Genomic DNA, 414 nt, shown 5'->3' with positions numbered 1-414 from the left:
ATTGGCTTTATGGGATGCTTTTTCCATATGGATTACCTCCCGTAAATCTGATCATAGCGTCTGTGATACTTTACTTTTTTATTAGGTTGGACTCTGCTCTCCGGCGGAAGTTTTTTCGCTGGTCGCTGTTTATTCTTCTGGGGATACTTTCTTTTCATTTCCTTCTCCTTTCTGACATAAAAAAAGAACTAGAATGTTCATGTTCCCGCCATCACGTTTTTATAACTGTGGTTCTTCCATATTTTCTTCCAAAGCTTCTGATAACTGAAGCAAGTGATCTGGTTCCACAATCACCTCCCATTCATTTCTTCCTTTAAATAGCGCTAAAATATGTTCCTTTGAAATTTCCGCCTCATAAACAGTACCGTTTTCACCAAATCGATTGGCAAACCATTGGGCAACCTTTTGATCCAG

Annotated in this window: 1 protein-coding gene; it reads right to left on the bottom strand. The window is 39.1% G+C overall.

The annotated features are described in order from the left end of the window. Positions 1 to 219: 219 nt before the first annotated feature. The coding region (locus NE664_14690) for a hypothetical protein (protein MCQ4727882.1) at positions 220 to 414 on the bottom strand (195 nt) is incomplete at its 5' end.

Origin of the sequence: Anaerotignum faecicola, assembly GCA_024460105.1 — a bacterium.
Lineage (GTDB): Bacteria > Bacillota > Clostridia > Lachnospirales > Anaerotignaceae > JANFXS01.
Note: the sequence above shows the minus strand (reverse complement) of the source record. Positions and strands in the feature narration are given on the sequence as shown.